Genomic DNA, 25,463 nt, shown 5'->3' with positions numbered 1-25,463 from the left:
CTAGGGTGAGGGGGCTTTCGGATCAACGCGCCAATCTAGACCGCAACGTGATACGGATTCCTCGGATCATGATTCCAGTCCAGAAACGGCTTGCCCGTTTCCATCGGCACCATCTCGATGCAATCCGCCACCGGGCAGGTGATCTGACACAGATTGCACCCCACACATTCGTCATCGATCACTTCATATTGATGCGTGCCATCGGCCTGTTTCAGGCTGCTGATCGCCTGGTGTGAAGTGTCCTCGCAGGCAATGTGGCAACGCCCGCAACCGATGCATGCCTCCTGGTCGATCTTTGCGATCACCTGATAGTTGATGTCCAGGTACTTCCAATCGGTCGTATTGCCCACCGCGCGCCCGGAAAACTCGGCGATGCTGGCGTAACCCTGACTGCCCATCCACCGCGACAAACCATCCTTCATCTCATCGACAATCCGGAAGCCATGCAGCATCGCCGCCGTGCAGACCTGCACCGCGCCGCTGCCCAAGGCGATGAACTCCGCCGCATCGCGCCAACTGCCAATGCCGCCAATACCGCAGATCGGCAGGCCTTGGGTCTGCGGATCACGAGCGATTTCCGCGACCATGTTCAGTGCAATCGGTTTGACCGCCGAGCCGCAATAACCGCCGTGGGTGCTTTTGCTGCCGACGGTGGGCAGGGCGACCATGTGTTCGAGGTCGACGCTGGTGATCGAGTTGATGGTGTTGATCAGCGACACCGCATCGGCGCCGCCCCGGTGTGCGGCGCGGGCGGCGACGCGGATGTCGGTGATGTTCGGCGTCAGTTTGACGATCACCGGCAGCGAGCAATAGGTCTTGCACCAGCGCGTGACCTGCTCGACGTATTCCGGCACCTGACCGACCGCCGCGCCCATTCCGCGTTCGGGCATGCCGTGGGGGCAGCCGAAATTCAGCTCGATGCCGTCAGCGCCGGTGGCTTCCACCAACGGCAGAATGTGTTTCCACGACTCCTCGACGCACGGCACCATCAGCGACACGATCAGCGCGCGATCCGGCCAATCCTTCTTCACCTGGGTGATTTCCCGCAGGTTGATTTCCAGCGAGCGGTCGGTGATGAGTTCGATGTTGTTGATGCCCAGCACTTCGCGGTTGTTGCCGTAATGCGCCGAGTAGCGCGAGGACACGTTGACCGCCGCCGGGTCTTCACCCAGGGTTTTCCAGACCACGCCGCCCCAACCGGCCTCGAAGGCGCGCACCACGTTGTAGGCCTTGTCGGTCGGCGGCGCGGAGGCCAGCCAGAACGGATTGGGGGCTTTGATACCGGCGAAGACAATCGAGAGATCGGCCATTTACGCAGCCTCCACGTTGAGCATCAGTTGAGCATTGATCGCCTCGGCGGCGCGCTTGCCGTGTTGCACCGCTTGCACGGTCAGGTCCTGATCGAGGCTGGTGCAGTCACCGCCGGCATACACGCCGGGGATGCTGGTGCGCAGGTTTTCATCGACCTGAATCCGTTCGCCCTGACGCTTGAGTTCGCGGGCCAGCGGGTCGGCGAGGGCGCTGCCATCGAAGGCCTGGCCGATGGCTTTGAAGATCGCATCGGCGGCCAGCTCGAACGTTTGGCCAGTGGTTTGCAGGCGACCGTCCACCAGATGGGTACGGGCGAAGCGCATGCCGCGCACTTTGCCTTGAGCGTCGAGCAGCACTTCGTCCGGTTGCGCCCAGGTCAGCAGCCGCACCTGATTGGCCTTGGCGATGTCTTGTTCATGGCCGGTGGCGCCCATGTCTGCCGCGCCACGGCGATAGACCAGATTGACGTCGCGAGCACCGAGGCGGGCCATTTGCACGGCCATGTCGATAGCGGTGTTGCCGGCGCCGAGGACGATGCAACGTTCGGCCAGCGGCAGTTGCGACAGGTCATCGGCCTGGCGCAGTTCGCGGATGTAGTCGGTGGCGGCGAGCAGGCCGGGCGCGTCTTCGTGGGCCAGGCCGAGTTGCTTGCTGGCGTTCAGGCCGAGGCCGAGGAACACCGCGTCGAACTGTTGGTGCAATTCGCTGAGGGTCAGATTCTCACCGAGTTTCTGGCCGTGGCGGATTTCGATGCCGCCGATCTGCAGGAGGAAATCCAGTTCCTTCTGCGCGTAGTCGTCGACCAGTTTGTACTTGGCGATCCCGTATTCGTTGAGCCCGCCAGCCTTCTCCCGCGCTTCGAAAATCACCACATCATGCCCGTGCATCGCACTGCGATGGGCGCAGGACAAACCCGCCGGGCCGGCCCCGACCACCGCGATGCGTTTGCCGGTGGCGGCGGCGCGCTGGAACGGGTGCTCGGTAAAGTGCGCGTTGTCCACGGCATAGCGTTGCAGCAGGCCGATCAGCACCGGTGCGCATTCGTGGGCGTTGTTGCGCACGCAGGCTTGCTGGCAGAGGATTTCGGTCGGACAGACCCGCGCGCAACTGCCGCCGAGGATATTCGCCGAAAGGATTTTCTGCGCCGCGCCGGGCACGTTGTCCTGATGGATGTTGCGGATGAACGATGGAATGTCGATCTCGCTCGGGCACGCATTCACGCACGGCGCGTCGTAGCAATACAGGCAGCGCGAGGCTTCCAGATGCGCCTGACGGTCGTTGAGCGGCGGCGCCAGGTCGGTGAAATGGCCGGCGAGGGCGGCCGCACTTTCGTGCGGGTGCGGGAGATGGTTCAGGGTCTCGATCACGGTTTTTTGCCTCACGGTTATTTGAGGTTTTCTGCCTCTGTCGGGCAGTGGTTCGATCATCTGTTGATCGTTCCCACGCTCCGCGTGGGAATGCAGCCCGTGACGCTCCGCGTCACTGGACGCAGAGCGTCCCTTGAGGCATTCCCACGCATAGCGTGGGAACGATCAACGGTAATCCAGGGATCAGCGTTTCACGGCAACCGGGCGATGCAACTCAGCCCGCTTGCTCAGCAAATCAAACACCGCCGGATACGCCGGCCGTTCGATATACCGGCCCGCCCCACGCTCGGCGCGCAGGTCGCCGTCGGCCCAGACGACCCGGCCCTGGCTGATGGTATGGCTCGGCACGCCGGTCACGGTCTTGCCTTCGAAGATGTTGAAGTCCACCTGCTGATGGTGGGTCTTGGCGGAGATGGTGCGAGTGCCTTGCGGGTCCCACAGCACCAGGTCGGCATCGGCACCGACACGGATCGCGCCTTTGCGCGGGTAGAGGTTGAAGATTTTTGCAGTGTTGGTGGAGGTGAGGGCGACGAAGTCCTGCATCGACAACCGCCCCGAGTTCACCCCTTCATCCCACAACACTGCCATGCGGTCTTCGATGCCGGCGGTGCCGTTGGGGATCTTGCTGAAGTCGTCGCGCCCGGCGGCTTTTTGCTCGGCGCAGAAGCAGCAATGGTCGGTGGCGGTGGTGTGCAGGTTGCCGCTTTGCAAACCATGCCACAGCGCGTCCTGATGCCCGCGCGGGCGGAACGGCGGGCTCATCACGTAACCGGCGGCGGTCTGCCAGTCCGGGTGCTGATAGACACTGTCGTCCAGCAGCAGATGCCCGGCCAGCACTTCGCCGTAGACCGGTTGGCCCTTGCTGCGGGCATAGGTGATTTCGTCGAGGGCTTCCTTGGTCGAGACGTGCACCAGGTACAGCGGCGTGCCGATGGTTTCAGCGATGCGGATCGCCCGGCTCGCCGCTTCACCTTCAACCTGTGAGGGGCGCGACAGCGGATGCGCTTCCGGCCCGGTGATGCCCTGGGCCATCAACTTGCGTTGCAGGTGATAGACCAGCTCGCCATTTTCCGCGTGCACGGTCGGCACCGCGCCGAGTTCCAGACAGCGCTCGAAGCTCGCCACCAGCGTGTCGTCGGCGGCCATGATCGCGTTCTTGTAGGCCATGAAATGTTTGAAGCTGTTGATCCCGTGATGGCTGACCAGCTCGGCCATTTCCTCGCGCACCTGCTCGCTCCACCATGTGATCGCGACGTGAAAGCCATAGTCGGACGCCGATTTTTCCGCCCAGCCACGCCACTGGTGAAAGGCTTCGAGCAGTGACTGCTGCGGATTAGGAATCACGAAATCGATGATCGAGGTGGTGCCGCCGGCCAGGCCTGCGGCAGTGCCGCTGTAGAAGTCTTCGCTGGCCACGGTGCCCATGAACGGGAGTTGCATGTGGGTGTGCGGATCGATGCCGCCGGGCATCAAATATTGGCCGCTGCCGTCGAGCACTTCGGCGCCGGCGGGAATATCCAGGTTTTCACCAATGGCTTTGATCACGCCGTCAGCGCAATAGACATCGGCGCGGTAACTTTCATCATGGGTAACAACGGTGGCGCCACGGATCAACAGAGACATTCCGAGTTCCTCGCAGGCATGACCGACTTGTGCCGGTTCTAGTGTTTTATTGTTTGCAGCGCCAAATGCGTAATCTTGTCAGCGCTGTCAGGAATAGACGCTAGTCGCAGTTCTGCAATTGATCAAGATTATTTTTTATAAGCTTATGACTGTTTTAAGTAACTGATAAATAACGATAAAAATACAAAATCACCAAAATGGTGAGGCGCTTCACCATTTTGACGCACTTGACAGGTTGGAAATATGAGCAAGATTTCCTATGTGAAATCAGCCGCTTGAAGTTGAGCTGCGGGTGATGCGTTCTGAAGAAAAGTAATGCAGTGCACCAGATTGAGTCCTGACAGTTCGGACAACTTGCCTGGCATTTAGCCTGAGTGTTCAGTCAAGTTTTCGCGGCCTCACAAGGTGAATAATTAAAACTGATAAACATCAGTCAGTTACAAAAAGATCAAAGCACGGCCCGATGCGAAAGCGGGGCACCCGGCACGTTTATTGATGCCGCCGCTGACACCATGGCCGGTGCATGAAAGTTGTCAGTTCCTCCGGCCATCGTCCGGCTCGCACCTGCGTGTGCAGCTGCCTGATGAGCAAAAAAATAATCAGAAGAACAGTGGAGCGGCCATGCAACAGAACAGATCGCAAGTGACCGAGCGCGACGGCTTGTTCGAACTCGAAGCGGGCAGCGACGTCCTCGACAGTCCCCGTTACAACCACGACATGGCACCGACCAAGGTGCGCGAACGAACCTGGAACAAATGGCACATCACCGCGCTGTGGGTCGGCATGTCGATCTGCGTGCCGACCTACACCCTCGGCGGCGTCCTCACCGCGTATTTCGGCCTTAGCGTCGGCGAGGCCTTGCTGGCGATTCTGTTTGCCAACGTCATCGTCCTGATCCCTCTTACGCTCAACGCGTTTCCCGGCACCAAATACGGGATTCCGTTTCCGGTGCTGCTGCGTTCGTCGTTCGGGATTCTCGGCTCCAACGTGCCGTGCCTGATCCGCGCGCTGGTGGCGTGCGGCTGGTTCGGCATCCAGACCATGTTCGGCGGGCTGGCGATTCACCTGTTTCTCGGCTCGGTGTTCGAGGGCTGGAAATCCCTCGGCGGGACGGGGGAGGTGATCGGTTTCATGGTCTTCTGGGCGCTGAATCTGTGGGTGGTGATCCGTGGCGCCGAGTCGATCAAATGGCTGGAAACCTTGTCGGCGCCGCTGCTGGTGGCGGTCGGCATCGGGTTGCTGGTGTGGGCCATGCCGAATGTGTCGATGACTGAATTGCTGGCGATTCCGCCGAAGCGTCCCGAAGGCGCGAGTGTGGTCAGTTACTTCGCCGCCGGGCTGACGGCGATGGTCGGTTTCTGGGCCACCCTGTCGCTGAACATTCCCGATTTCAGCCGGTATGCCCGCAGCCAGAAGGATCAGATCCTCGGGCAGATTTTCGGCCTGCCGCTGACCATGTTCCTGTTCGCCGCACTGGGCGTGGTGATGACCGCCGCCTCGGTGAAGCTGGTGGGCGTCAGCGTTTCCGATCCGGTGACTTTGATCGGCCACATCCAGAGCCCGGTGTGGGTCGCGGTGGCCATGGCGCTGATCATCATCGCCACGCTGTCGACCAACACCGCCGCCAACATCGTCTCGCCAACCAACGACTTCCAGAACATCGCGCCGAAGGTGATCAACCGCACCAAAGCGGTGATCCTCACCGGGTTCGTTGGTCTGGCGTTGATGGGCCATGAATTGCTGAAAAAGCTTGGGTTGATCGTCTCCGATGTCAGCCTGGAAACCGTGTATTCGAACTGGCTGCTGGGCTATTCCAGCCTGCTCGGGCCGATCGCCGGGATCATGGTGGTGGACTATTTCCTGATCAAGAAACAGCAACTGGACCTGGCCGGCCTGTACCGCGACGACGTGTACCCGGCGTGGAACTGGGCCGGGTTCATCGCCTTCGGCGTGCCGGTGGTGCTGACCCTGCTGTCGCTGGGCAGCAGCGCATTCAGCTGGTTCTACAGCTACGGCTGGTTCACCGGCTCGGCGTTGGGCGGGTTGATCTATTACGGGTTGTGCGCGATGCGTGCGACGCCGGTGGCCGTCAAATCGCCGTTGTAATTCCCATAAGAACTGCCTGAGGAGATCCCCATGAACGCAGCCGTAGACGTTCTGCAATCGACCCATCAGCACATCAACCGCGACCGCTTGTGGGCGTCGCTCATGGAGCTGGCCAAGCTCGGCGCCACGGTCAAGGGCGGGGTCTGTCGCCTGGCCCTGACCGACCTCGACCGCCAGGCTCGCGACCTGTTCGTGCAGTGGTGCAAGGACGCCGGTTGCAGCGTCACGGTCGATGAAGTCGGCAACATCTTCGCCCGTCGCCCCGGCCGCAACCCGAACCTGCCCCCGGTGATGACCGGCAGCCACATCGACACCCAGCCCACCGGCGGCAAGTTCGACGGCTGCTTCGGCGTGCTGGCCGGCGTCGAAGTGTTGCGCACCCTCAATGACCTCGGCGTGGAAACCGAGGCCCCGCTGGAAGTGGTGGTCTGGACCAACGAAGAAGGCTCGCGCTTCGCCCCGTGCATGATGGGCTCCGGCGTGTTCGCCGAAAAGTTCACCCTCGAAGAAACCCTGGCCAAGGTCGATGCCGACGGCGTTACGGTCGGAGAAGCACTGAACGCCATCGGTTACGCCGGACCGCGCAAGGTCAGCGGGCACAAGGTCGGCGCCTATTTCGAAGCACATATCGAGCAAGGCCCGATCCTGGAGGACGAACAGAAAACCATCGGCGTAGTGCTCGGCGCACTGGGGCAGAAGTGGTTCGACCTGAAACTGCGCGGCGTCGAAGCCCACGCCGGCCCGACCCCGATGCACCTGCGCAAGGACGCGCTGGTCGGCGCCTCGGTCATCGTTGGTGCAGTCAATCGCGCCGCCCTCGGCCATCAACCTCACGCCTGCGGCACGGTCGGTTGCCTACAAGCCTATCCCGGCTCGCGCAACGTTATTCCGGGGGAGGTGCGCATGACCCTCGACTTCCGCCACCTGGAGCCGGCACGCCTCGACTCGATGATCGCCGAGGTCAAGCAAGTCATCGAAGCGACCTGCGAAGAACACGGCCTGACTTATGAGCTGACCCCGACCGCCGACTTCCCGCCGCTCTATTTTGAAAAAGGCTGTGTCGAAGCGGTACGCGGCGCCGCCAAAGGTCTGGGCTTGTCGCACATGGACATCGTCAGCGGCGCCGGCCACGACGCGATCTTCCTCGCCGAACTCGGCCCGGCCGGGATGATCTTCGTGCCGTGCGAAGGCGGCATCAGCCACAACGAAATCGAAAACGCCGCGCCGGACGATCTGGCGGCCGGCTGTGCGGTGTTGCTGCGGGCGATGCTGGCTGCTTCGGCGGCGGTGGCCGGGGGACAACGCGCTGCCTGATGTTCATTAATCGTTCATGAAAATGTGCGACGTTGCCGCCCCTGAAAAGGAAGTCAGGACGCGCAATGTCGCCCATCAAAGTCATCACCTCAGGCTCGGCGTATCTGGACATCGATGCCTACGCCTGCTGCATCGCCTACGCCGAGCTGCTCAACCTGCAAGGCATGCCAGCCCGCGCCGTCAGTAGCGCAAAACCCAATGCCAGTGTTTCGAAAACCGTGCTCGGCTGGGGTGCTGTTCTGGATCATTACCGCCCGACATCCAGCGACGAGTTTGTGCTGGTCGACGTCTCCGATTACCACCATTTCGACCCGATGGTCGCACTCGATCGGGTGGTGGAAGTCATCGACCATCATCCGGGTTTCGAACAGCATTGGGCACAGACTCTCGGATCTGCTGCCGATATCCGCCCGATCGGCGCGGCGGCGACTCAGGTTTTCCAGCGCTGGAAAGCCGCAGGATGGCTGTCGAAGATCAGCGAACAAAGCGCCGCGCTGCTGGCCACGGCGATTCTGGACAACACACTGAATTTCACCGGGCAGATGACCACGACAGCGGACATCGACGCCTATGCCGAGCTTGCACCTCACGCGAAACTCACGGCGGACTGGCCCGAGCAATATTTCCTCGAATGTCAGGCAACCATCGAATCAAACATCTGCGCCGCATTGGCCGCAGACTTGAAACGGATGAAACCCGACAGCCTCCTGCCGCAGGTCTTCGCCCAAATGACGGTGTGGGATGCCAACGCTTTGCTCGAAAGGCATCGCTCGACGATCAACGACTGGATGGCCGGGCAGGGCGATGACTGGCTGTTGAACCTCATCAGCATCCGCGACCGAAAAAGCTGTCTGCTGGCCAAACCCCTGGTCTCTCAGCAGAAGCTGAGTCATTTGTTATCACTCGAATGGCACGCTGGAATCGCCGTTCTAGAGCCATCAATGCTGCGCAAGGAACTGCTGAAGCTTTCTTTACAGGCCCCACGTCACAAACCCGAAAGCTGAATCGTCATCCCGTTGAATCCCTCAAACACGGAGCAACGCGATGTCGTCCAACACCCAAGCCGTCAACCTGCAACAAGCCATGCCGCAAGTGTTCGAAAGCCTGACCCAGGTGCATGTCAGCCTCAACGACCATGACTTGCCGCCGTCGCTGCGGCACCTGATTCACCTGCGTGCCTCACAGATCAACCAGTGCGGTTTCTGCGTGAAGATGCACACCCGCGAGGCGCGTGAAGCCAATGAAAGCAACGAGCGTCTGGATCGCTTGATCGTCTGGCGGCATGTCAACGATTTCACCGCCGCCGAACAAGCGGCGCTGGCCTGGACCGAAGCCCTGACGGTGCTCGATCCCCACGCCGATTACGCACCGTTGCGCGGCGCCTTGCGCGAGCATTTCAACGACGCGCAGATCGCTGCCTTGACGGCGGAAATCGGCATGATCAACCTGTGGAACCGTTTGCAGGTGTCGAGGCACTGATCGATGAACTTCGCTGAAAAAACCGTCGCTGTGTTCGAGCAGCGACGACCCTTTCTGCTGGGGCTGGCGTATCGCATTCTGGGTTCCCGTGCGGAAGCCGAGGATGCGGTGCAAGAGCTGTTCATCAAATGGCTGGAGGCCGATCAGGCTTCCATCGCCACACCGGCCGCGTGGCTGACGACAGCCTGCACCCGCCACTGCATCGACCTGTTGCGCTCGGCGCACAAGTCCCGTGTCGATTACATCGGCACCTGGTTGCCGGAGCCGATTCACACCACTCATCATCAATCGCCTGAACACATGCATGAACTCGCCGCGTCGCTCTCCACCGCTTTCCTGCTGATGCTCGAACGGCTGACGCCCAAGGAGCGGGCGGCGTACCTGCTGCACGATATCTTCGATTTCGATTATCCGCAGGTCGCTGAAACCCTCGGCATTCAGGAAGCCGCGTGCCGCAAACTGGTGTCACGGGCCAAGGCGAGTATCGGTGGCGAGCAGATCCGTTTTCAGCCGGAGCCGGCGCGTCAGTCTCAGCTGCTGGATGCCTTTCATTCGGCCATCGCCAGCGGCTCGACCAGTGCACTCAGTGCGCTGCTGAGCGAAGACGTCGAACTCTGCGCCGACAGCGGCGGCAAGGCGTCGGCGATCCGCGAAACCCTGTTCGGCCAGAAGAGTGTGCTGGACTTCATCGGCCAATCGCTGCACGCCTACTGGCAGGCGCAGGAGTGGCTGCCGGTCGAGATCAATGGCGCGAAAGGAGTGGTCATCAAGGCTGACGGGCTCGTCACCGCATCGATGACATTCGGGTTCGATGGCGCAGGGCGGGTGAACCGGATCTTCATCATGCGCAACCCTGACAAGCTGGCAGGGTTGCAGGCTTCGGCCAATATCCTGTAACCGGGCACCTGCGGGAGCGAGCCGCTCCCACAGTTTTTGTACCGGCCGGGGAAGTGTTATTCCTTGATCGCCGAACCCTTGCGACGGTTACTGCCGTTCGGGTTACCAACGTCCAGCAATCGTCTTTCCACCAGCACATTCTCAAGCGCCTGGCGTTCGGCCGGCGCCATCTCGTGCTCGCGCTTTTTCAGCTCCAGCAGAATGGGGCTGGACCAGGTGCGATAGGTCTGTTCGATGAGGCGGTTGGATGTCATCAGTCTCTCCTTGATCAAGAGCCCGGTGTAACTGGTAGGGGCTCAATCCGATGAGGTACTAACGTTAGTCGACAAAAGCGCAAGGCGCTAATGCCGCCGGCGGGAGCTGACGAGGCGAATCGTCGCACCGCCGCTCCCACCGGTGATGCATCAATCGTCGACCTCCATCATCGCCTGCACACCCTCCCAGGCCTCGGCCCGCATCCGCTCGATATCCAGCCCCGGAATCATCCCGTTGTCGACGACGATCCGCCCACCCACCAGGCTGTATTTCACGGCGATCGGCTCACCCGCAACGACTGGTGCGACGGCGCTGTCGTGGAAGCCGTAGAAGCGTGGGTGGTCGAGGCTGTAGATCACCAGATCCGCTGCCTGGCCGATTTCCAGTGTGCCGACCGCGCCGAGGCCGAGCACTTGCGCGCCGCCCGCCGTGCCCCAGTGGATGACGTCTTCGGCGGTGGTGGCCGAGGCGCCTTGTTCGGCGCGGTGGATCAGCCAGGCGGTGTTTGCTTCGCCGACCATGCTCCCGGATTCGTTTGACGCCACGCCGTCGACGCCGAGGGAGATCGGCACGCCGGCTTCGTACATTTGCGGGATCGGCGCAACACCGCTGCCCAGCCGGGCGTTGCTCACCGGGCAGTGGGAGACGCCGGTGCCGGTCTGGGCGAGCATGCGGATTTCTCCCGGCTGCAGGTGCACGGCGTGGGCGAACCAGACGTCCGGGCCGAGCCACTCGTGTTCGGCGACGAATTCCACCGGCAGGCAGTTGTACTTTTCGCGGCAGAAGTTCACGTAGTTCTCGGTTTCCGACAGGTGCGTATGCAGGCGCAACCCCATGCCTCGGGCGGTGTGCGCCAGTTCGCGCAGCAGCGTTGGCGGCAGCGAGAAGGTCGGTGTGGTCGGCGCCACGACCACCCGGCGCAGTGCATCCGGGGTGTCCTGGTGGTAGCGCGATTTCAGCCGTTCGATGTCGCCGACCATTTGTTCCAGGGATTCCGGTTGCAGCGCGGTTTTCGAGAAGCCCGGATGCGCGCTCGCCGACTCCAGTGCACCGCCACGGCAGAGCACGAAACGCAGGCCGAATTCCTCGGCGAGGTCGAACAGCAGGTCGCCGGTCTCGGTGCTGCCGTGGGCGTGGTAGAGGTAGTGGTGATCGGCGCAGGTGGTGACGCCGGACAGCAGCAACTCGACCATCCCCAACCGTGCGGCGATCCGCGCCAGTTGCGGGGTGAAGCGGTTCAGGCGCGGATAAGGCACGCTCGCCAGCCAGCCTTGCAGGTCCTGATTCAAGCCTTCTGGCACGGCTTTGAGCAGGTTCTGGAACAGGTGGTGGTGGGTGTTGATCCAGCCCGGGTAGACCACCGAATTACGCGCGTCGATCACTCGTTCACCGGGTTGCGGCTCAAGGTTGGCGGCCATTTCCGCGATCCGGCCATTGACCACGCGGATGTCCACGGCACCGGCCCGGGCACGGGGCCCGCGCAGGCCGGTCATCACCGCCACCGGATTCTTGATCAGGATGTTTTGAAGTTGAGTCATGGGCAGCTCCAGTCAGAGGATGTGCGAGGCGGATTTGCCGGGTGTGGTTTCTGGCACGCTGACGCCGTTGAGCGCCGCGTTGAGCAGCACCGACACCAGGCAGGCGATGACCACGCTGCTGTGCAGGAACGGCTGTGACCACTCGGGCAGTTGTTTGAACAGGGTCGGGGCGAGCACCGGCACCAGGGCGGCGGCGATGGTGAAACCGACGATCAGCACGTTGTAGCGATTGCGCTCGTAGTCGACCTTGGCCAGGGTCTGGATCCCGGCCGCTGCAACCACGCCGAACATGGCGATGCCGGCACCGCCCAGTGCGGCGGTCGGCATCGAGGCGATGATCGCCCCGGCCTTGGGCACCAGCGCAATCGAGCACATCAGCAGACCGCTGATCGCCACCACCCAGCGGCTGCGCACGCCGGTCAGGATCACCAGCCCGACGTTCTCCATGAAAGCAATGAACGGAAACGCGGCGAACATTCCGGCGATGGTGCTGGCCAGGCCATTGGCGCGCAGGCCGTTGATCACCTGTTTGTCTTCCACCGGTTTGTCGACGATGTCGCCGATGGCCACGAACAGCCCCATGGACTCGACCATCTGCACGATCATCACCACCACCATGGTGGCGATGGGGATCAGGCTGAAGGTCGGCAAACCGAAATAGAACGGGTAGGGCACGGTCAGCCACGGCGCGTCCTCGACGCTGTGAAAGTTGCCCATGCCCAGGCCGTAAGCCAGACCGGCGCCCACCAGCATCCCCACCAGCACCGCCATGTTGCGCAGCAACGGGCTGCCATAACGGTTGACCAGCAGAATGGTCAGCAGCACCACCACCGCCACGGCGAGAAACGCCGGCGCGCCAAAGTTGCTCGCGTTGCGCCCGCCGCCGACCCATTCATAGGCAATCGGGAACAGCTGCAAACCGATCACCGTGACGATGCAGCCGGTCACCACCGGCGGGAAAAACCGTCGCAAGCGGCCTACGAACGGCGCGATCAACATGGTGAAAATCCCCGCACCGATCACCGCCCCGCAGACCCCGGCGAATCCCACCTCCGGGTTGCTGCCGATGGCGATCACCGGACCCACGCTGCTGAACGCCACGCCTTGCAGAATCGGCAGGCGCACGCCGAATTTCCAGAAACCGACGGTCTGCAACAGGGTGGCGATGCCGGAGCAGAACAGCGTGGTGCTGATCAGCACCACCGTGTCGGCATGGGACATCTTCAGGGCGCTGGCGACAATCAACGGCACGGCGATGGCGCCGATGTACGAGACGGCCATGTGCTGCAGGCCGAGGGTGAGCATCTGTCGCACCGGCAGGACGCGGTCGACAGGGTGGACGGTGGAGGAGGAACTGGCTGACGACATGGGGAATCACCTCTAGCTGTTGTTATTCGGTACAGAGGGGTATTCGTTCTGTGTGCCCGGAACCGCCATCCACCGGCTCCGATGCCGGGTTTCAGCCGGCCAGGCAGGCGGCGAAGCCCTGGTTCAGTGCCGCCCGATCCAGGTCGCGGCCGATGAACACGATCTTGCTCGAGCGCGGCTCTGAGCCCCACGCGGTCGAGGCGCGGAACTCCACCAGGCTGTGCACGCCTTGCAGCACGTAGCGCTGGTCTTCGTTGGCCACCGCCAGCACGCCTTTCATGCGGTACAGGTTGTCGGCCTGGGCGCTGCGCAATTCGCTGATCCAGCGGTGGAACGCCATCAGGTTGACGGCGCCGTCCACGGCGATGCCCACGGACGAGACGCTCGGGTCGTGCTCGTGGTCGGGCTCTTCAGCGTGATGGTCATGGTCGTGGTGATCGTGATCGTGATCGTGCTGATCCGCGCCGATTTCCATCAGCTTCTGCGTGCATTCAAAGGCGCCGATGCCGAGGATTTTCGACAGGTCGATTTGTGCATGGGTCGAGGTCACAAGATCTGCCGTGGCGTTCAATCCGCGGATCTTGCCGCGCAGGGTTTCCACCTCTTCAGCGCTGACCAGATCGACCTTGTTGATGACGATGCGGTCGGCGCAGACGATCTGATCCACGGCCTGATTGTCGACGCCGTCCAGTTGCAGATCTTCCAGGTGCTGGGCGATGTGTTTGGCATCGACCATGGTCACGATGGCGTCGAGTTCGACTTCCTCGGCGATCGGGTCGTTGATGAAGAAACTCTGGGCCACCGGGTACGGGTCGGCGAGGCCGCTGGTTTCGATCAGGATGTGATCGAGCCGCACCGGACGCGCCACCAGTTCGCGGACGATGCGCACCAGATCCTCGCGGACTTCGGCGGTGCAGCAGACGCAGCCGTTGACCATTTCGTAGATCTCTTCGGTCTCGGAACTGAGCACCAGATCGCCGTCGATGCCGACCTCACCGAACTCGTTTTCGATCACCGCGATCTTGCGACCGTGGTTCTCCTTGAGGATGTAGTTGAGCAGGGTGGTTTTGCCGGCACCGAGGAACCCGGTGAGGATGGTGACCGGGATTTTGGTGTTCGGGGTCGGGGTGTTGAATGGGGTGTTCATGTGAGGCTCCTTGGTGATGGACTGACCGGTGCAGATGAAGCTTTTTTGTGGGAGCGAGCTTGCTCGCGAAGGCGGTGTGTCAATTAGCGGTGATGGCGACTGATCCACCGCCATCGCGAGCAAGCTCGCTCCCACAGGGTTCTGTGTGTTCTCGCCATCGTCGGGCGACGCCGGCATCGAGGCCGAACAGGTCGAGGATGCGGCCGAGGCTGTGGTCGACCATTTGCGCCAGGCTGTCGGGCCGGGCGTAGAAGGCCGGGACCGGCGGGGCGATGATCCCGCCCATCTCGGTGACGGCAGTCATGTTGCGCAGGTGGGCGAGGGTCAGCGGGGTTTCGCGGGCCATCAGCACCAGGGTGCGGCGCTCCTTGAGGGTGACGTCGGCGGCGCGGCCGATCAGCCCCGATGACGTGCCGGTGGCGATCTCCGCCAGCGTCCTCATTGAACACGGCGCAACCACCATGCCCAGGCAGCGGAACGAGCCGCTGGCAATCCCGGCGGCCACGTCATCGGCGCGGTGGTAGTGGCTGGCGAGGGCGGTGACGTCCGCCAGTTTGTAGTCGGTTTCGTGGGCCATGGTCAGCAGCGCGGCGCGGCTGATGACCAGATGGCTTTCGATGTTCAGTTCGGCCAGCAACTCCAGCAGGCGCACGCCGTAGATGAAGCCGGACGCGCCGCTGATGCCGACCACCATCCGCTGACGGTTCACGATGGCAGACCTTCAAGCAGTTGCCGCGCGCGTTCGAGCACGTCCTGGTCGAGCTGTGCCTTGATCCCGTCGAACCCCGAACCGCGCGTGGCATCCAGGCCCATGCGCGACGTGGTGCCATTGACCGAGGACGACGGGTCCAGCGGGCTGCCGGGCAAACCGTCGATGGTGAAGATGTCGAGGTGCGGCTGGAAATGCGTGGCCAGTGCCCACAGCACCTGGCTGTCGTCGGTGAGGTCGATATCGCTGTCCACCGCGATCACGGTTTTCAGGTACGGATCCCAGCCGAGCAAGGCCAGCATGATCTGCCGGGCCTCGCCGTCACGGCTCTGATCCAGCGCCACGTAGCAATGAAAATGCGTGCCGGAGTTCGGGTAATGCACGGCGGTGACGGCGGGGAAGCGTGCCTTGAGTTTCTCGCTCATTTCCGCTTCACGGGGCAGCCGCGCCAGTGTCAGGTGCTCGGCGTAGCGCCCGCCCATCACGTCCACCAGCCACGCGTCCTTGCGCCGCAACAGGGTGTCGACGCGCAGCACGTTGTTGGTCGAGCGATCCGAGGAATAGCCGCTGAATTCGCCGAACGGACCTTCTTCGGCATAGGCCGTCGGGTCTATCGCGCCTTCGAGTACAAACTCGGCGTAAGCCGGCACGCCGATGCCGTAGCGCGGGGTCTTCACCAGTTCCAGCGGCGCACCGAACAGCCCGCCGGCCACCGCGCGTTCATCGCTGCCATAGGGCAGGCGTGCAGCGGCGGCGAGCATGAACAGCGGGTGTGCGCCGACCACCATCGCCACGCGCAGTTCTTCGCCGCGTTCGCGGGCGGTCTGCAACATCCGCCACAGGTGCCCGCGCGAGTGCAGGCTGGTGGCTAACGCCTGACGGGCATGGCGCATCGAGCGGTGGTAGCTCATGTTGGCGATGCCGGTCTGCGGGTCCTCGGCGATGATGATCGCGTTGGTGATGTACGGGCCGCGATCACTGTCGAAATGCTTGAGCATCGGCAGCAGCGCCAGGTCCAGCGCTTCGCCTTCGAAGACTTCGTCGAGCACCGGGCCGGTTTCGACGTAGCGCGGCGCGATTGGCTGGTTGGCGCGGGTCTGAAAGGTTTCGTGCAACTGCGCGGCACTGACGCCGAACAGCCGGGCGATACGTTGGCGAGAGGCGAACAGATTGGTCGCCACCGGCACGCCGAGGTTGCCGACGTTTTCGCAGATCAGCAGCGGATGGCGGCCCTGAGTGGCGAGGGCATCGACCAGGGCGGTGACGTCCTGATCGGCAGAAAGGGGTTGGGTGATGGTCAGCACATCGTCCGGGTACTGGCGGCGATAGGCATCGATGAATACGTGAAAATCCTGAGAGTCGCCGAGCGTCGAACGGGTCATGGTTTCACCTCGTAAAAAGCAGGCACGCAGGGGTGAGGCTGGCGTTCGATCGACAAGCCGTTGGCCTGCCGGTCGAGCGAACGCCGGGTCATCTTCGCGCCTGTAAAGTCGCTGTGTGGCTGGGTTGAAGCCGGGTCAGACCCTGTTTAGAGATAGGTCGTGGTCAGACGAATGTCCGCCTCGGCCAGATCCTTGGGCGGCGGGGTCGGTTCGATCCCGCACAACCGGGCGATGTTGTTGCCCAGGTAATCCTCAAGGTGATCCTCGTCGATCCCCAGGCCCTGCGGCGCCGGCGAGCACAGCACTTCCAGCTCGCGCAGCCACATGCCCGGTTCGTTCGGCGGCGAGTCGGTGCCGAACACGATCTTGTTGCGCGGCAGCTCCTTGGCGAACTCGACGATCCGCGACTGGAAGCACCAGCCGGATTCGCAGTACACGTTTGGCGTGTCCATCGCCATCCAGAACGCCTCGAACGAGTAGTTGCCCCCGGTCTGGATGCCGAAGTGACCGATGATGAAATTGACCATCGGGAACTCGCGGATGATCGGGTAGAACATCGTCGGAATGGTGTACGGGCCGTCGCCGGTGTGGATCAGCACCACGATGTTGTACTTGGCGCAGACCTTCATCGCCGGACGCAGCCAGTCGAGTGCGCGATCCGGGCGATAGCCGTGCATGTTGGCGTGCAGCTTGAGCATCTTGAAGCCGTATTCCTTGATGTGGAATTCCAGCTCTGCCGCACCGTTTTCCGGTCCCCAGCGCGGGTTGAAGTTGAAGTTGCCGATGAAGCGGTCCGGGTACTTCACGCACAGCTCGGCGACATACGACATGTAGTCACGCACGCCCTCGCGGCCACGGCGGTTGCCGTCGCGATAACCGGTGTTGCCCGGTGGCGGCTGGATGAAGCCCATGTCGATCCGGCGCGGCTTGCCGTTGATCATGTACGGGCCGTCCATCAGCTTGAGCATGCGCTCGCCGGTGAACGGTTCGCCGGTGTGGCGCCAGGCCTCGTCGACCAGGTTGGTGGGGTGCAGATGGGTGTCGATGATCATCGGTTCAGCTCCTGGCCAGTTGGGTGGTGACGGGGCGCTTGAGTTGCGCCTCTGCTTCGGAAACGGAACGCGGCGGCGGGGACGGCTCGAGGCCGATCATCCGTGCGGTGTTGTTGCCCAGGTAGTCTTCGAGGGTGTCCTCGTCGAGGTTCAGGCCCTGCGGCGGCTCGTGGCAGAGCACTTCGAGCAGGCGCAGCCACATGCCCGGTTCGTTCGGCGGGGTGTCGGTGCCGAACAGGATCTTGTGGGTCGGCAGGACTTTGGCGAACTCGACGATCCGCGATTGCAGGCACCAGCCGGATTCGCAGTAGACGTTGGGCAGCTCCATCGCCCACTGCATCGGTTCGAACACGTAGACGCCGCCGGTCTGCACACCGAAGTGGGCCATGATGAAATCGACGTTGGGGAACTCCTTGATCATCGGCACCCATTCCGACGGGATGCTGTAAGGCCCGTCGCCGGTGTGCAGCTTGACCGGAATGCCCAGCTCGGCGCATTTCTCGAAGGCCGGACGCACCCAGTCCAGCGCACGGTCGGGACGGTAGGCGTGCATGTTGGCCTGCATCTGCACCATCTTGAAACCGTGTTCCTTGACGTAGCGCTCGATCGCCTCGACGCCGTTTTCCACGCCGCAGCGCGGGTTGTAGACGAAGCAGCCGATGAAACGGTCCGGGTAGGTCTGGACCATTTTCAAGGTGTAGGCCATGTAGGCGTCGATGGATTCGCGGCCCGACAGTTCGCCGTCGGTCCAGGTGTAGATGGTGTTGCCCTGCGGCGGCTGGATGAAGGCTTTGTCGATGCGGCGAGGCTTGCCGTTGACCATGTACGGGCCATCCATCATCTCCAGCAGACGCTCGCCGGTGAACGGGTCACCGTCATGCCTCCAGGCGAGGTCCACGAGATCCGTGGGATAGCAGCTGATATCGATGATCATTGAAGTCGATCTCCTGATAGCGGGGAAGGGAGCCTTGCGGCTCACAGCATCCACGTCCCGGGCAATCGGCCGTTTCTATGCGCAGCACTCGCGCATTCCCTCGCCTGTTCGCATCCGGCCCGGGTGGGTGGTTGCTTGAAGCGAGTATTGGAAGGCGGGGGAGGGTTCGTACAATATTAATTGGGTGGGGTGGTGATACTTGTTCGATATAGGCTTGCCAGCGATGGCGTCAGTGAAGTGTTTGCATGGCCAACTGCTTGATCACTTCAACAACAGGTGCCACCCGCTCAGCCTGCCCATGCGGCCACACCGCATAAAGATTGTAATGCGCCGCAATCTGCGCCTCGTTCAACGCCACCAGCCGCCCGCTGCGCAACGCATCGGCAGCCAATAATCCACGCACCAGCCCCGCACCGACACCCGCTTCAGCCGCCGCAATCAGATTCGCCGCATTATCAAAAATCACCCGTGCCGGCGGTTCGGTCGGTGTCATCCCGGCCGCATCCAGCCACGGAATCCACGACCTGCGCGTATACCCCAACAGTGGCAACTCAAGAATCTGCGCCGGGCTCAAAGGCAGCTGCAAACCCTGCCGCTCCAGCAACGCCGGGGACGCCACCGCCAACACCCGATCCCCACAAATCTGGGTCATCTCGCAATCGTCCCAATCGCCATAGCCATAGCGCAACGACAAATCCACCCGTTCGAACGTGCTGCGATCACTGCGCGGCATCGACAGGATTGTCACTTCGTAATCCGGCAAGCCATCGAGCAACTGCGGCAAGCGCGGATTGAGCCAGCTCTGCGCCAGTTCGCTGTCGACATCCAGGGTCAGACGCTGGGCCACGCTGCGGTTCTTCACCGAGGACAGGGCGCGATCAATCTGCGCCAGCCCATCCGACAGCACGCTGGCAAACAGCTGCCCGGCATCGGTCAGGTTGCTGCCGCCGCCTTCGCGCACGAACAGCGGCTGGCCGATGAAGTCTTCCAGGGCGCGGATCTGCTGGCTGATCGCGCTGTGGGTCAGGTCGAGCTTGCGCGCGGCGCTGGAAAAACTGCCGCTGCGCGCCGCGTGGATGAACGCGCTCATGGACTGCACCGACGGGTATCGCTTGTACATGTTGTTAGTCCTGCTTACACCGGTTGGCAGAAATCGTCGCTGGCCGCGCGTTGCCGGGGGTTCCAATAATCGGTCACCAGGCCCGCACAAAGACGGGCCGCTCTTTTGGAGCCTGACAATGATTGCATTCACGGTTAACGGCGAACGACGCGAGCTGGATGAGGCGTCCCCCTCCATGCCCTTGTTATGGGTGTTGCGTGATAAGTTGAAACTCACCGGCACCAAGTTCGGTTGCGGCATGGGCCTGTGCGGTGCCTGCACCGTGCACCTGAACGGCGTCGCGGTGCGTTCCTGCCAGTTGCCGCTGGCCGCCGTCGCGGGCCACAGCATCACCACCATCGAGGGGCTGTCGCCCAACGAAAACCATCCGCTGCAACTGGCCTGGGTCGCCGAAGATGTGCCGCAATGCGGCTACTGTCAATCCGGGCAGATCATGTCGGCAGCCGCGCTGCTCAACACCGGCGCACCGGTCAACGACGACTCGATCCGCAACGCGATGTCCGGGAATATCTGCCGCTGCGGCACTTACGGGCGCATCAACAAGGCGATCAAGCGTGCGGCGAATGCGCCGAAGGAGGCGTGATGAGCCTCATCGACGGCACTCTTCATGAACCCTCGCGCCGGGTGTTCCTCAAGCAGGCGGTGACGGTGGCGTCCGGGCTGGCGATTGCGCTGTACCTGCCTTCCGGTGCGGCGGCGAGTGAGCCGAAAACCTCGACCACTGAATTCGAACCCAACGCCTGGGTGCGCGTGCTGCCCGATGGCACGGTGAAACTGGTGGTGCACAAGCACGATTCCGGCACCGGTACTCAGACGGCTTTGGCCGCGTGCGTGGCCGAGGAACTGGACGTGAACCCGATGACGGTGCAGGTCATCACCCCGGAAGATCCGTTCTTCGAAACCTACATTCATCCGGTGTGGAAAGTCTTTTCCACCGGCGGCAGCACCAGCGTTTCTCTGGAGTACGATCGCCTGCGCATGGCCGGCGCCACGGCTCGAGCGCTACTGATCAGTGCAGCGGCGCAGCAGTGGAAAGTCAGCCCCGACAGCTGCGCCACCGAAGAAGGCCGGGTCGTGCATGCGTCGAGCAAACGCAGCCTCGGCTACGGCGAACTGGCCGGCGCGGCGGCGCATCTGCCAGCACCGACGAACGTCACGCTGAAGGATCCGGCGCAGTTCAAATACATCGGCAAGTTGCGCCACAAACGCGATGCGGCAGCCAAGGTCTGTGGGCGTTTCAAGTACAGCATCGACGTGCAGTTGCCGGGGATGCTGGTGGCAGTGATTCAGCGCGCATCTGTGGTGGGCGCGAAGGTTGTCGCCGTGGATTCGGCGGCCGCGTTGCAGGTGCCGGGCGTGCGCAAGGTGATCGCGGTTCCGGGCCGGCCGGACGTGCTTGGCGGCAACCTCGAAGGCGTCGCGGTGCTGGCCGAAACGTTCTGGGCCGCGCAACAGGGCCGCCAGTTGCTGGAGATCAAATGGAGCGACTCGCCGCTGGCCGGTTTCGACAGCGCCGAGCTGAGTAAAGCGCAGATCGCGGCGATCAGCGACCCGGCAACGCAAACCGTCAAAGCCATGGCCCAGGGCGATGTCGCCGCACAATGGCCAGGTGCTGCGAAGCTGCTCGAAGCCGATTACACGATGCCCTACAAGGTGCAAAACCCGCTGGAACCGATCTGCATCACCGCGCAGGTCAAGGACAAGGCGATCACCTACTGGGGCGGTGTGCAGGTGCCGTCGTCGGCGCTGGAAGCGGCGCGGACCGTGTGCGGCATCGGCAAGGACAAGGTCACCATCCATGAATTGGTTTCCGGCGGCAGCTTCGGTGCGCGGGAAGCCAAATACTGGTTGTTCGAGGTCGCGTATCTGGCGCAGAAGACCGGTGTGCCGGTGAAACTGCTCAACAGCCGCGAAGACGAAATGCACGCACTGTTCAATCACCCGGCCACCCTTCATCGGGCGAGGGGCGCACTGGATGCCCAGGGCAAACTCACGGCGTTGCAACTGCATGCGGTGTCACCAGCCTCGCCGGAGCAGTGGGAGCCGGGCTATTTCGAGCGGCCGGATCACATGGATTACAGCACCACCGAAGCAATCACCGCGTGGGACTTCGCCTACCGTCCACCGCATCTCGAACTGAACTGGGTCAAGCATGAAAGCAACGTGCCCAGCGGCTGGTATCGCTCGGTGAGTTTCATTCCCAACGTGTTCGCCGTGGAAAGCTTCATGGATGAACTGGCCCACGCGGCCGGTGAAGATCCGCTGGCGTTCCGGCTGGCCAACATGCAGGAACGGCCACGGCATGTGGCGGTGTTGAAGCAGGCCGCCGAACGCGCCGGTTGGGGCCAGAAGCTGCCGCCGGACACGGCGCTGGGGATCGCCACCAATCAGGGCTACACCAGTTTCATCGCCGTAGTAGCGCAGGTCGCGAAAGTGGATGGCAAGGCGCGGGTCGAGAAGCTGACCTGTGTGGTCGATTGCGGTCTGGCGGTGTCGCCCGGCGGGGTCGAGGAACAGATCTATGGCGGGCTGATGTGGGGCCTCGGTCACGCGCTGTTCGATCGCCTCGACATCCAGCAGGGCAGAGTGATGCAGAGCAATTTCCACGACTATCGCGTCACGCGCATGTCGGACATGCCGCCGGTGGACATCCTCGTGCTCGACGGCCAGCCGGACAAACCGGGTGGCGTGGGAGAGCTGGGCAGTCCGTCGGTGGTCCCGGCGATTGCCAATGCGCTGTTCAGCCTGACCGGGGTGCGTCAGCGTTCCACGCCACTGAACCTGGGGTAAGCCGCCATGGACCTGCGTTTGCTGCGGTACTTCATGGCGCTGGCCGATGAGCTGCACTTCGGCCGTGCCGCCGAACGGCTGCACATCTGCCAGCCGCCGCTGAGCCAGCAGATCCGTTTGCTGGAGGAAGAACTCGGCACGCCGCTGTTCGAGCGCAGCCATCACCGGGTCGAGCTGACAGCGGCGGGGCAGATGCTCAAGGAGCAGGCGCCGCTGGTGTTCGAACAACTCGAGCGGGCGCTGGACCTGACCCGCCAGACCGGGCGCGGGCAGCTCGGTGAGCTGGAAATCGGCATGATCAGTTCAGTGATGGTCGGCGTGCTGCCCAAGGCGCTGCACCTGTTTCGCGAACGCTATCCGCAGGTCACCTGGCGTCTGCATGAGATGACCCCGGCGGCGCAGGTCAAGGCGTTGAAGGAAAAACGCATCGACGCCTGCGTGTTCCGCGTCGGTTATGACGACCCGCAGTTGCGCAATGAATTGCTGATCCATGAGCCGATCCATGTGGTGATGCCGCAGGATCACCCGCTGGCCCGGCGCGAGGTGCTGGCGCCGGCTGATCTGGCGCAGGAGCCGTTTGTGGCGCTGGAACTGAAGCAATCGCGGTTCGCCAATTTTCTCTATCAGTGCTGCATTCAGGCCGGGTTCACCCCGCAGATCCGTCAGCAGGTGATCGAGGTGCAGACCTTGCTCAGTCTGGTTCGCGCCGGGTTTGGCGTGGCGCTGTTACCCGCATCGATCGAGCAGTTGGCTCCCGCCGGGTTGGTGTTCCGGCGCCTGACCCCGGCGCTGCCGCAAGTGCCGCTGTACGCGACTTATCGAGCGGACGATGCCTCGCCGGTGCTCAAGCTGTTTCTCGATACGCTGCGCGAGCTGGTCGATCACACATCGCGGTAATCAGGGGCAAAGTTGCCCGGCACGATCACAACGGCCTGCGGTCGTAAACTTCACATGCGCGAACTTGTGGAGAACCAATGAGCCGGGACGTCCTGACCACCGAAACCAATCGCCGTCAATTGCAGCAGATTATTGCCGGGCTGTCCGACGGGGTGATTCTGCTGGAACTCGACCAGACGATTCTCTGGGCCAACGAGGCGGCGCTGGCGATGCATGGCGTCAGCCGGATCGGCGAGCTGGGCAACAACGCAGGGGAATACGTCGAGCGCTTCAACCTGCGCTATCGCAACAACCACACGCTGACACCGGAGCAATACCCGATCAGCCGCGTGGCCGCCGGCGAAACCTTCAGCGACGTGCTGGTCGAAGTCACCCCGAACAGTGACGAGGAGCGCACCTGGGTGCACAGCGTGCGCAGCATGGTGCTGACCGATCGCGACGGCGACATCGAGTCGCTGGTGCTGATCATGAGTGACGTCACCGACTGGGCCAACGCCGAACAGCGCTTCGAAAAAACCTTCAATGCCAACCCGGCGCCGGCGGTGATCTGCCGTCTCAGCGACTTGCGTTATATCAAGGTCAATCCGGGGTTCCTGGAAATGACCGGCTACACCCGCGATCAAGTGATCGGCGCCTCGACCTATGAGCTGGATATTCTCGAACAGGCCGAGCGCAAGGACCTGGCGATCCAGCGCCTGCGCGATGTTGCGACCATTCCGCAGATGCAGGCTGAATTGCGTCTGCCGGACGGTGGCAGCAAGCAGGTGATCGTCGCGGGGCAGCCGCTGGTGCTCAATGACGAGGACTGCATGCTGTTTTCCTTTGTCGACATGGAGCCCCGGCACAAGGCCGAAGTTGCGCTGCGCCAGAGTGAGGAACGATTCGCCAAGGCCTTTCGCCTGACACCGGTGCCGATCCTGATTTGCAGCGCCGACGAGCAGCGGCTGATCGACGTCAATCAGGCCTTCCTCGATACCCTCGCTTACGAGAGCGACGACGTGCTCGGCAAGACCGTCGCGCAACTGGACTTCATCGATGAACCGGCGGAGCGCGCCCGGTTGCTGGCGGCGCTGGAGAAGACCGGCCGCGTTGACCGCGTCGATATGCGGATCCGCAGGAAAGACGCCGAGCTGCTGGAGTGCGCGGTGTCCGCTGATACCGTCAACATTCAGGATGCCGTTTGCTATCTGCTGGTGCTGATGGACATCACCGAGCGCAAGCGCACCGAGCTTGAGCTGGTGGCGGCGATTGAAGAGGTGATGAAGGATGCGTCGTGGTTCAGCCGGACGCTGATCGAAAAGCTGGCCAATGTGAAGAAGGTCAACTCGCCGCAGTTGCCGAGTGTGTCGTTCACTGATTTGACGGCTCGCGAACGTGATGTGCTCGGGTTGATCTGTGAGGGGCTGGCGGACAAGGAGATTGCTGCGCGGTTGAAGCTGGCGCCGAACACGGTGCGCAATCATGTGGCGACGGTGTATTCGAAGCTGGATGTGCACAGTCGCAGTGAGGCGATTGTCTGGGCTCGGGAGCGTGGGTTGTTTTCGGGGGGCGGCCGGGGGCAGCGGTAAGGTGCAAATGCACTAGTTCATGGGGTGCAAATTCGGGTGTTTGATCGGGCGGGGTGTTCTTAGTCTGGTGAGGTGCGATGCATTTTTTTGGTGATCGTGTCTTTTTGGAACCTGCTAATGGATCAGCCCTTTATGAATGTGTTGTTGGTTGTTGAGTCTGGTTGTGTGGAGCTGGCGCGATGATTTATCTGGCGCAGTTGCGGGCTCGGCTTGAGCGTAGTTTTTCGCCGTTGGCTTGTGAGTGTGTGGTGGATGGGGATCATTCGCTTACGGTGAAGTTGTATGAGCCGGTTTCGGGGCGGGTGGATCTGGTGATTAGTGGGTTGAGTCTTGGTGCCTTGCGGACGGATGAGGCGGTTGATGCGTTGGTTGATGAGTTGCGGTATGAGCTTCAGAGTAATTCTTTGCGGTCGCCTGGGTGAATATCCGTTTTTTCGGGTGCTGCGGCTGGCGGTTTCGCCCTTACGGCGAGTCACCTTTTCCAAACGCCGAAAAGGTAACCCAAAAGGCTTTACCCTGACGTACGGCCCCTCGCTGAGGCTCGGGGTTCCTTCGCTCCGGGATTGATCCGGGGGCATCGCCTACGGTTTGCTTCGCTGCACCTCC

Annotated in this window: 22 protein-coding genes; 10 read left to right on the top strand and 12 right to left on the bottom strand. The window is 62.4% G+C overall.

Annotated features, from left to right (window positions below; genetic code table 11):
• Positions 1–35: 35 nt before the first annotated feature.
• The 3 genes from preA to hydA all read right to left on the bottom strand — a co-directional run bounded on the left by preA (position 36) and on the right by hydA (position 4,301).
• Entirely contained in the window at positions 36–1,310 is a 1,275-nt protein-coding gene (preA, locus tag PMI24_RS08600) for an NAD-dependent dihydropyrimidine dehydrogenase subunit PreA (RefSeq protein WP_007952884.1), read from the bottom strand.
• A complete protein-coding gene (locus PMI24_RS08595) occupies positions 1,311–2,678 on the bottom strand; it encodes an NAD(P)-dependent oxidoreductase (protein WP_007952882.1) in 1,368 nt (455 codons plus the stop codon).
• A 183-nt stretch (positions 2,679–2,861) separates the two neighbouring features.
• On the bottom strand, positions 2,862–4,301 hold the full coding sequence (hydA, locus tag PMI24_RS08590) for a dihydropyrimidinase (protein ID WP_007952879.1): 1,440 nt from the start codon (positions 4,299–4,301) through the stop codon (positions 2,862–2,864).
• 621 nt (positions 4,302–4,922) lie between these two features.
• Here hydA and PMI24_RS08585 point away from each other — a divergent pair.
• The 5 genes from PMI24_RS08585 (at position 4,923) to sigJ (ending at position 10,097) form a co-directional block, all read left to right on the top strand.
• The gene (locus PMI24_RS08585) at positions 4,923–6,407 is read left to right on the top strand and encodes an NCS1 family nucleobase:cation symporter-1 (RefSeq protein WP_007952877.1); all 1,485 of its coding nucleotides are present in this window, start codon (positions 4,923–4,925) and stop codon (positions 6,405–6,407) included.
• Between the two features lie 30 nt (positions 6,408–6,437).
• Positions 6,438–7,721, top strand: a complete 1,284-nt coding sequence (locus tag PMI24_RS08580; RefSeq protein WP_007952875.1) for a Zn-dependent hydrolase — start codon at positions 6,438–6,440, stop codon at positions 7,719–7,721.
• 74 nt (positions 7,722–7,795) lie between these two features.
• On the top strand, positions 7,796–8,725 hold the full coding sequence (locus tag PMI24_RS08575) for a DHH family phosphoesterase (RefSeq protein WP_177323240.1): 930 nt from the start codon (positions 7,796–7,798) through the stop codon (positions 8,723–8,725).
• 40 nt (positions 8,726–8,765) lie between these two features.
• Positions 8,766–9,200: a carboxymuconolactone decarboxylase family protein gene (locus PMI24_RS08570; RefSeq protein ID WP_007952873.1), complete on the top strand. Its 435-nt coding sequence runs from the start codon at positions 8,766–8,768 to the stop codon at positions 9,198–9,200.
• 3 nt (positions 9,201–9,203) lie between these two features.
• The gene (gene sigJ, locus PMI24_RS08565) at positions 9,204–10,097 is read left to right on the top strand and encodes an RNA polymerase sigma factor SigJ (protein ID WP_007952872.1); all 894 of its coding nucleotides are present in this window, start codon (positions 9,204–9,206) and stop codon (positions 10,095–10,097) included.
• Between the two features lie 56 nt (positions 10,098–10,153).
• Here the strand turns inward: sigJ and PMI24_RS08560 are convergent, their stop codons facing one another.
• The 9 genes from PMI24_RS08560 to PMI24_RS08520 all read right to left on the bottom strand — a co-directional run bounded on the left by PMI24_RS08560 (position 10,154) and on the right by PMI24_RS08520 (position 19,602).
• Complete coding sequence (locus tag PMI24_RS08560; RefSeq protein ID WP_007952870.1) at positions 10,154–10,351, bottom strand: hypothetical protein; 198 nt, start codon at positions 10,349–10,351, stop codon at positions 10,154–10,156.
• Between the two features lie 150 nt (positions 10,352–10,501).
• Positions 10,502–11,890, bottom strand: coding sequence for an amidohydrolase family protein (locus PMI24_RS08555; protein WP_007952868.1), 1,389 nt, complete (start codon positions 11,888–11,890; stop codon positions 10,502–10,504).
• A 12-nt stretch (positions 11,891–11,902) separates the two neighbouring features.
• On the bottom strand, positions 11,903–13,258 hold the full coding sequence (locus tag PMI24_RS08550) for a nucleobase:cation symporter-2 family protein (RefSeq protein WP_007952866.1): 1,356 nt from the start codon (positions 13,256–13,258) through the stop codon (positions 11,903–11,905).
• 91 nt (positions 13,259–13,349) lie between these two features.
• Positions 13,350–14,405, bottom strand: coding sequence for a CobW family GTP-binding protein (locus tag PMI24_RS08545; protein WP_007952859.1), 1,056 nt, complete (start codon positions 14,403–14,405; stop codon positions 13,350–13,352).
• Between the two features lie 79 nt (positions 14,406–14,484).
• Positions 14,485–15,099, bottom strand: coding sequence for a UbiX family flavin prenyltransferase (locus PMI24_RS08540; protein WP_007952857.1), 615 nt, complete (start codon positions 15,097–15,099; stop codon positions 14,485–14,487).
• Positions 15,100–15,110: 11 nt separating this feature from the next.
• Positions 15,111–16,496: a UbiD family decarboxylase gene (locus PMI24_RS08535; protein WP_007952855.1), complete on the bottom strand. Its 1,386-nt coding sequence runs from the start codon at positions 16,494–16,496 to the stop codon at positions 15,111–15,113.
• A gap of 146 nt (positions 16,497–16,642) precedes the next feature.
• Positions 16,643–17,548, bottom strand: coding sequence for an amidohydrolase family protein (locus PMI24_RS08530; protein WP_007952854.1), 906 nt, complete (start codon positions 17,546–17,548; stop codon positions 16,643–16,645).
• A 4-nt stretch (positions 17,549–17,552) separates the two neighbouring features.
• On the bottom strand, positions 17,553–18,482 hold the full coding sequence (locus PMI24_RS08525) for an amidohydrolase family protein (RefSeq protein ID WP_007952852.1): 930 nt from the start codon (positions 18,480–18,482) through the stop codon (positions 17,553–17,555).
• A 229-nt stretch (positions 18,483–18,711) separates the two neighbouring features.
• Entirely contained in the window at positions 18,712–19,602 is an 891-nt protein-coding gene (locus PMI24_RS08520; RefSeq protein WP_007952849.1) for a LysR substrate-binding domain-containing protein, read from the bottom strand.
• Between the two features lie 118 nt (positions 19,603–19,720).
• Here PMI24_RS08520 and PMI24_RS08515 point away from each other — a divergent pair, with 118 nt between their 5' ends.
• The 5 genes from PMI24_RS08515 to PMI24_RS08495 all read left to right on the top strand — a co-directional run bounded on the left by PMI24_RS08515 (position 19,721) and on the right by PMI24_RS08495 (position 25,279).
• Positions 19,721–20,185, top strand: coding sequence for a (2Fe-2S)-binding protein (locus PMI24_RS08515; RefSeq protein ID WP_007952847.1), 465 nt, complete (start codon positions 19,721–19,723; stop codon positions 20,183–20,185).
• Positions 20,185–22,392, top strand: a complete 2,208-nt coding sequence (locus tag PMI24_RS08510) for a xanthine dehydrogenase family protein molybdopterin-binding subunit (RefSeq protein WP_007952846.1) — start codon at positions 20,185–20,187, stop codon at positions 22,390–22,392. Before PMI24_RS08515 ends, PMI24_RS08510 begins: the two co-directional genes overlap by 1 nt.
• Before the next feature lie 6 nt (positions 22,393–22,398).
• Positions 22,399–23,289 (top strand): LysR family transcriptional regulator, encoded by an 891-nt coding sequence (locus PMI24_RS08505; RefSeq protein WP_007952844.1) that lies wholly within the window; start codon positions 22,399–22,401, stop codon positions 23,287–23,289.
• 77 nt (positions 23,290–23,366) lie between these two features.
• Positions 23,367–24,857 carry a helix-turn-helix transcriptional regulator gene (locus tag PMI24_RS08500; protein ID WP_007952843.1) on the top strand — a complete coding sequence of 497 codons (1,491 nt, stop codon included), beginning with the start codon at positions 23,367–23,369 and terminating at the stop codon, positions 24,855–24,857.
• Positions 24,858–25,036: 179 nt separating this feature from the next.
• Positions 25,037–25,279, top strand: coding sequence for a DUF1652 domain-containing protein (locus PMI24_RS08495; protein ID WP_007952841.1), 243 nt, complete (start codon positions 25,037–25,039; stop codon positions 25,277–25,279).
• Positions 25,280–25,463 lie beyond the last annotated feature (184 nt).

Source organism: Pseudomonas sp. GM25 (assembly GCF_000282255.1).
GTDB classification, from domain to species: Bacteria; Pseudomonadota; Gammaproteobacteria; order Pseudomonadales; family Pseudomonadaceae; genus Aquipseudomonas; species Aquipseudomonas aphyarum.
Note: the sequence above shows the minus strand (reverse complement) of the source record. Positions and strands in the feature narration are given on the sequence as shown.

Excerpts from the sequence above, each read along its gene's own strand:
- preA (WP_007952884.1), bottom strand. The coding sequence starts at position 1,310 with ATGGCCGATCTCTCGATTGTCTTCGCCGGTATCAAAGCCCCCAATCCG.
- hydA (WP_007952879.1), bottom strand. The coding sequence starts at position 4,301 with ATGTCTCTGTTGATCCGTGGCGCCACCGTTGTTACCCATGATGAAAGT.
- PMI24_RS08585 (WP_007952877.1), top strand. The coding sequence starts at position 4,923 with ATGCAACAGAACAGATCGCAAGTGACCGAGCGCGACGGCTTGTTCGAA.
- PMI24_RS08580 (WP_007952875.1), top strand. The coding sequence starts at position 6,438 with ATGAACGCAGCCGTAGACGTTCTGCAATCGACCCATCAGCACATCAAC.
- PMI24_RS08570 (WP_007952873.1), top strand. The coding sequence starts at position 8,766 with ATGTCGTCCAACACCCAAGCCGTCAACCTGCAACAAGCCATGCCGCAA.
- sigJ (WP_007952872.1), top strand. The coding sequence starts at position 9,204 with ATGAACTTCGCTGAAAAAACCGTCGCTGTGTTCGAGCAGCGACGACCC.
- PMI24_RS08560 (WP_007952870.1), bottom strand. The coding sequence starts at position 10,351 with ATGACATCCAACCGCCTCATCGAACAGACCTATCGCACCTGGTCCAGC.
- PMI24_RS08555 (WP_007952868.1), bottom strand. The coding sequence starts at position 11,890 with ATGACTCAACTTCAAAACATCCTGATCAAGAATCCGGTGGCGGTGATG.
- PMI24_RS08550 (WP_007952866.1), bottom strand. The coding sequence starts at position 13,258 with ATGTCGTCAGCCAGTTCCTCCTCCACCGTCCACCCTGTCGACCGCGTC.
- PMI24_RS08545 (WP_007952859.1), bottom strand. The coding sequence starts at position 14,405 with ATGAACACCCCATTCAACACCCCGACCCCGAACACCAAAATCCCGGTC.
- PMI24_RS08540 (WP_007952857.1), bottom strand. The coding sequence starts at position 15,099 with ATGGTGGTCGGCATCAGCGGCGCGTCCGGCTTCATCTACGGCGTGCGC.
- PMI24_RS08535 (WP_007952855.1), bottom strand. The coding sequence starts at position 16,496 with ATGACCCGTTCGACGCTCGGCGACTCTCAGGATTTTCACGTATTCATC.
- PMI24_RS08530 (WP_007952854.1), bottom strand. The coding sequence starts at position 17,548 with ATGATCATCGACACCCATCTGCACCCCACCAACCTGGTCGACGAGGCC.
- PMI24_RS08525 (WP_007952852.1), bottom strand. The coding sequence starts at position 18,482 with ATGATCATCGATATCAGCTGCTATCCCACGGATCTCGTGGACCTCGCC.
- PMI24_RS08520 (WP_007952849.1), bottom strand. The coding sequence starts at position 19,602 with ATGTACAAGCGATACCCGTCGGTGCAGTCCATGAGCGCGTTCATCCAC.
- PMI24_RS08515 (WP_007952847.1), top strand. The coding sequence starts at position 19,721 with ATGATTGCATTCACGGTTAACGGCGAACGACGCGAGCTGGATGAGGCG.
- PMI24_RS08510 (WP_007952846.1), top strand. The coding sequence starts at position 20,185 with ATGAGCCTCATCGACGGCACTCTTCATGAACCCTCGCGCCGGGTGTTC.
- PMI24_RS08505 (WP_007952844.1), top strand. The coding sequence starts at position 22,399 with ATGGACCTGCGTTTGCTGCGGTACTTCATGGCGCTGGCCGATGAGCTG.
- PMI24_RS08500 (WP_007952843.1), top strand. The coding sequence starts at position 23,367 with ATGAGCCGGGACGTCCTGACCACCGAAACCAATCGCCGTCAATTGCAG.
- PMI24_RS08495 (WP_007952841.1), top strand. The coding sequence starts at position 25,037 with ATGATTTATCTGGCGCAGTTGCGGGCTCGGCTTGAGCGTAGTTTTTCG.